Origin of the sequence: Allostella sp. (assembly GCF_041913585.1) — a bacterium.
In the GTDB taxonomy this organism is placed as follows: Bacteria; Pseudomonadota; Alphaproteobacteria; order ATCC43930; family Allostellaceae; genus Allostella.
In genome coordinates, this window is the sequence record NZ_JAYSFE010000026.1 from 37403 (window position 1) to 42425 (window position 5023).

5 protein-coding genes are annotated in these 5023 nt (G+C 73.6%); 2 read left to right on the forward strand and 3 right to left on the reverse strand.

What is annotated here, in order from left to right:
* Positions 1 to 3: 3 nt before the first annotated feature.
* From ACE3Q3_RS07340 to ACE3Q3_RS07350, 3 genes are all read right to left on the reverse strand, one after another.
* On the reverse strand, positions 4 to 1686 hold the full coding sequence (locus ACE3Q3_RS07340) for an MFS transporter (protein WP_374444045.1): 1683 nt from the start codon (positions 1684 to 1686) through the stop codon (positions 4 to 6).
* Between the two features lie 113 nt (positions 1687 to 1799).
* Positions 1800 to 2804 carry a transketolase family protein gene (locus ACE3Q3_RS07345; protein WP_374444047.1) on the reverse strand — a complete coding sequence of 335 codons (1005 nt, stop codon included), beginning with the start codon at positions 2802 to 2804 and terminating at the stop codon, positions 1800 to 1802.
* Positions 2801 to 3694, reverse strand: coding sequence for a transketolase (locus tag ACE3Q3_RS07350; protein WP_374444049.1), 894 nt, complete (start codon positions 3692 to 3694; stop codon positions 2801 to 2803). The genes ACE3Q3_RS07345 and ACE3Q3_RS07350 overlap by 4 nt, the downstream gene beginning before the upstream one ends.
* Positions 3695 to 3887: 193 nt before the next feature.
* Between ACE3Q3_RS07350 and ACE3Q3_RS07355 the strand changes: the two genes are divergently transcribed.
* Positions 3888 to 4625, forward strand: a complete 738-nt coding sequence (locus tag ACE3Q3_RS07355; RefSeq protein WP_374444051.1) for an ABC transporter ATP-binding protein — start codon at positions 3888 to 3890, stop codon at positions 4623 to 4625.
* Between the two features lie 33 nt (positions 4626 to 4658).
* On the forward strand, positions 4659 to 5023 hold a 365-nt coding region (locus ACE3Q3_RS07360; protein WP_374444053.1), incomplete at its 3' end, for a biotin/lipoyl-binding protein.

Here is a 5023-nt window from a genome sequence, read left to right on the forward strand (position 1 = left end):
CGATCAGGCGGCGCGATGGGGGTCGGTCAGCGGCTCCGGCAGTTCCTGCGGCGTGAACGGGTGCGGATGGGCGGGGCGCGTCGGCCGCTCGATCATGCGATGGACCCGCGGCGGACCGTCGCCGCGATGCAGGGCGCGGACATGGTCGGTGACGGCGATGTCGGCCTGGGTCATGCGCTGGTTGTGGCGCACATAGTCGATCCAGGTCGGGGTGTGGTAGCGCTCGACCCAGAGGCGCGGGTCGGCGAGGTCGCGCATCAGGGTCCAGTGGCGGGCGCCGTCGCGCCGCCGGATGCGCCGGCGGTCGGCCATCGCCGCCAGGAACTCGTCGATGTCGCCCTCGTCGATGACGTATTCGATGGTGACGACGATCGGGCCGCTGCGCGGCTGGATCGCGACCGCGAGGTCGGGCTCGCTCCAGCGGTTGACGAGGTCGAGGTTGAGGCCCGACGTCGCCGGCAACGGCAGGCGCAGGCCGATCAGCACGCATAGGATCTGCAGCACGGCGGCGACCGCCAGCGTCGCGGTCAGCCCCTCCATGCCGGCGCCGATGCCCCAGAGCCAGCTGCCGAGCGCCATGCCGCCGAAGGCCGCGACCTGGTAGAGCGCGAGCGCCCGCGCCATCACCCAGCGCGGCGCCGACATCTGCACCGTCACGTTGAAGGTCGATAGGGCCAGCACCCAGCCGGCCCCGGTGACGGCGAGCGCCACCATGCTCGCCCACAGCGAGGTGCTGAATGCCAGCGCCAGGGTCGCGAGGCCGAAGCCGGCGCAGGACCAGCGGGTGATCGTCTCGTTGGAGAGGCGACTGCGCAGCCGCGTGCTGGCGAGCGCGCCGCCGACCGCGCCCGCCCCGAAGGCGCCGAGCAGCAAGCCGTAGGTCAGGGGACCGCCGCCGATGAGGTCGCGCGCGACCAGCGGCATCAGCGCCTGCACGGCGCTGGCGGCGAAGCCGAACAGCACCGCCCGCACCAGCACCGAGCCGATCCGGCCCGACATCGCGACGTAGCGCAGGCCGGCGCCCATGGCGACCCGCAGGCCCTCGCGCGGCAGGACGCGCGCCACCGCCGGCGACCGCCAGCGCCACAGCACGGCGATCAGCCCGGTATAGGTGAAGGCGTTGATGGTGAAGGCGGCGGCCGCTCCGGCGGCGGCGACGATGGCGCCGCCCACGGCCGGCCCGACGCTGCGCGCCAGGTTGTAGCCCATCGAGTTGAGGGCGACCGCGCCGGCGAGGTCGCGGCGCGGCACCATTTCGCCGACCGACGCCTGCCAGGCCGGGCCGTTGAGCGCTGCGCCGCAGCCGATCAGGAAGGTGAAGGACAGCAGCACCCAGGGCGTTATCAGGCCGAGCCAGGCGGTGATGCTGAGCGCCAGCGACATCAGCAGCATGAAGCCCTGGGCGCACAGCATCACCACGCGCCGGTCGACATTGTCGGCGAGCGCGCCCGCCGGCAGCGACAGCAGCATCAGCGGCAGGGTGACCGACGCCTGGACGAGCGCCACCATCTCGACCGTGCCGATATGGGTCATCATCCAGGAGGCGCCGACCGACTGGATGAGGCCGCCGAAGTTGGAGGCGAGGCTGGCGAACCAGACGGCGCGGAAGACCGGGCTCTGGAACGGACCGAGCGTCGTCGCCGCGGGCTCGGGCGGCGATGCCGCGGCCGGCTTGGCGTCCGTCACCGGCCGGACCGCGGACGGGTTCGGGAGCGGCGGGAAGGGGCAGGGGCGGCGTGCTTCATCGAGACCCGGCGACGGTGACCCGGCAGTCGCCGAAGTCTAACCCAAGCCGGCCCTCAGGCCGACCCCTTCCGGGCACGGGCGCGATGGAAGGCGGCGACGATGGCCTCGGCGGTCAGGCCGTACTTCCGCAGCAGGTAGGGCGTGGTGCCGCCCTCGGCGAAGACGTCGCGCACCCCGACCCGCGCGAAGCCGCAGCGGGCGCCCGCTTCCATCAGCAGTTCGGCCACGGCGCCGCCGAGCCCGCCGATGATCGAGTGGTTTTCCGCGGTGACGACCGCCGGCACCTGGGCGGCGAGGTCGGCCAGCTCGGGGTCGAGCGGCTTGATGGTGGCGATCTCGACGACGCCGACCGCCAGCCCCTCGGCGGCCAGCCGGTCGGACGCCGCGAGGGCGGCCGCGACCATCAGGCCCGAGGCGACGAGGAGTCCGTCCGCGCCCGGCCGCAGCCGGCGCAGGCGGCCGCGCTCGAGCGGTTCCTCGACCATGTCCGGCGGCTCGGTGCCGTCGGAGCGCTTGAGCCGCAGGTAGACCGGGCCGGGATGGCGGGCGGCGGCGAAGACGGCGGCGCGGATCTGCGCCGGGCCGGACGGCTCGATCACCGTCATGTTCGGCAGGGCCCGCATCAGCGCCACGTCGTCGATCGCCTGGTGGGAGACGCCGAGCAGGGTGGTGAGGCCCGGGATGACGCCGACGATCTTCACGTTGGCGTTGGGATAGGCGACCTGGTTGGCGATCTGGTCGTAGCAGCGTCGCGTGGCGAAGACGCAGAAGGAGTGGGCGAAGGGGATCTCCCCCGCCTTCGCCATGCCGCCGGCGACGCCGATCATGTTCGCTTCGGCGATGCCGACCTGGATGAAGCGGTCGGGCAGGTGGTCGCGGAAGAGGTCGGTCTCGGTCGGCAGGGTCAGGTCGGCGGTCAGGCAGACGATGCGCGGGTCGAGGCGGGCAGCCTCCAGCAGCGCCTCGCCATAGACGCGGCGGGCGGCGGACGCGGCCGTGCCGCGGGCGTTGAAGTCGCGGACCTCGAGGTCGCGCTCGGGCGTGGCGGCGTCGGTCACCGGGCGGCTCCCTGGTCGAGGGCGGCCATGGCGTCGCGGGCGACGTCGGCCGGCAGCTTCAGATTGTGGGCGAGGATGCCTTCGAGCGCCGGCACCCCCTTGCCCGGCAGGGTGCGGACGACGAGGCAGGTCGGCGCGCTGCGCCCGGCGCGGGCCCGGTCGAGGGCGGCCATCAGGGCCGGGATGTCGTGGCCGTCGACGGCTTCGGTCGCCCAGCCGAAGGCCCGCCACTTGTCGGCGATCGGCTCCAGCCGGACGACGCGGTCGACATGCCCCTCGACCTGCATCCGATTGTCGTCGACGAGAAGGCAGAGGTTCCCGAGCCCGAGGCTGCCGGCGAGCAGCGCCGCCTCCCAGACCTGGCCCTCCTGGAGTTCGCCGTCGCCGAGCACGACATAGACGCGGGCGTCCGAGCCGGCGCGGCGGCGGGCGATCGCCATCCCGATCGCGACCGACAGGCCCTGGCCGAGCGACCCGCAGGTGGCCTCGATCACCGGCCCCAGCCGCTCGGAGGCATTGACCTCGAAGGGCGAGCCGTCCTGGCAGTAGGCGTCGAGCGCCCGGCGGTCGACGAGGCCGCGGGCGGCCAGCGTCGCATAGAAGATCGCGGTGTTGTGCGCGGTCGACAGCAGCAGCCGGTCGCGGTCGGCCCAGGCCGGGTCGCCCGGATCGAGGCGCAGTTCGGCGAAATAGAGGACGGTGAAGAGGTCGGCCGCCCCCAGACCCTGCTGGACATAGCCCTGTCCGGTCGGCGCGACGAGCCGCACGACCTCGCGCCGCAACTCGTGGGCGATGCGGGCGAGTTCGGCCGCGTCGCGGATGCGCGGGGCGGGCTGGCGGTGCAGGGCGGGCGGGGTCGTGGCGGCGTTCGGCAGGTCCGGGGCCGGCATGGGTCCTCTGCGGCGGGGGAGGGGGGGCGATCGACTGCCATATGATATATCAAGAGCGGCGGACGCCGCCACGGGGGGGATGCGGGCGAGGGACGGCGATGCGGCTTGACCCGCATCAACGCGCTTGTGCCGCATCGGCGGTTTCCTCCAGAAGGTGATGCGATCGCCCGGATCGGGCAAGCGAGGAGGCGGATTGCCGGCAGCGGACGAGCGGGAGGCGGAAGCGGGCGGCGGCGCGGCCGAGGCCGGGCGCGGCATCGTCGCCCGCAAGGTCAGCCGCATCCTGCCGGGCGCCGTGCCGGTGACGCTGGTGCGGGACGTCGATCTCGCGATCGGCCGCGGCGAGTTCGTCGCCATCACCGGCCCGTCCGGGTCCGGGAAGTCGTCGCTGCTCTATCTCCTCGGCCTGCTCGACCTGCCGACCGCCGGGACCATCCATATCGACGGTCGGGACACCGGGGCGATGGACGAGACGACGCTGGCCGAGCTGCGGCTGGGCCGGATCGGGTTCGTCTTCCAGTTCCACTTCCTCTTGCCGGAGTTCACGGTCATCGACAACCTGCTGATCCCGATGCGGCGGCAAGGGCGGGGCACGGTCGCGGAGATGCGGGCGCGGGCGATGGCCATCCTCGCCGGCCTCGAACTCGAGCGCGAGGCGGGCAAGCGCCCCGACCAGCTCTCGGGCGGGCAGCGCCAGCGCGCGGCGGTGGCGCGGGCGCTGGCCAACGACCCGGACTATGTCCTGGCCGACGAGCCGACCGGCAACCTCGACACCCGCAATGCCGCGATCGTGTTCGATATCCTGGAACATCTGGTGCGGAAGGAGGGGCGCACGGTGATCGCGGTCACCCACGACCTGGCCCTGGCGGCGCGGGCGGGACGCCGCGTTCAGCTCGTCGACGGCCGCATCGTCGCGGACAGCGCCGCCTGAGCGCCGATCCATGCCCCGCCGCGTTCGGTTCCCATGATGCGACGCCACCGCCTGTTCCTGGTGCTGCTGCTGGCCGCGACGATCCTGCTCGCCTGGCTGCTGGCGACGCGGGTGCTGGCGCCGCCGCTCGTCCGCACCACGGCACCGGTGCGCGGACCGCTGACCGCAGGCGTCTACGCGACCGGCGTCGTCGAGCCGGTCGAGTGGGCGAAGGTCCGCGCCGAGACCGCCGGCCGGATCGTCGCCTTGCAGCGGGCGGAGGGCGACGAGGTCGTCCCCGGCGACCTCTTGGCGCAGATCGAGGACCAGAAGCAGCGGGCGCGGCTGGCCGAGATCGAGGCGCGGATGCGCTACCTCGATGCCGAGCGCGAGCGGCAGCGGGCGCTCGTCGGCGGCGG

Excerpts from the sequence above, each read along its gene's own strand:
- ACE3Q3_RS07350 (WP_374444049.1), bottom strand. The coding sequence starts at position 3,694 with ATGCCGGCCCCGGACCTGCCGAACGCCGCCACGACCCCGCCCGCCCTG.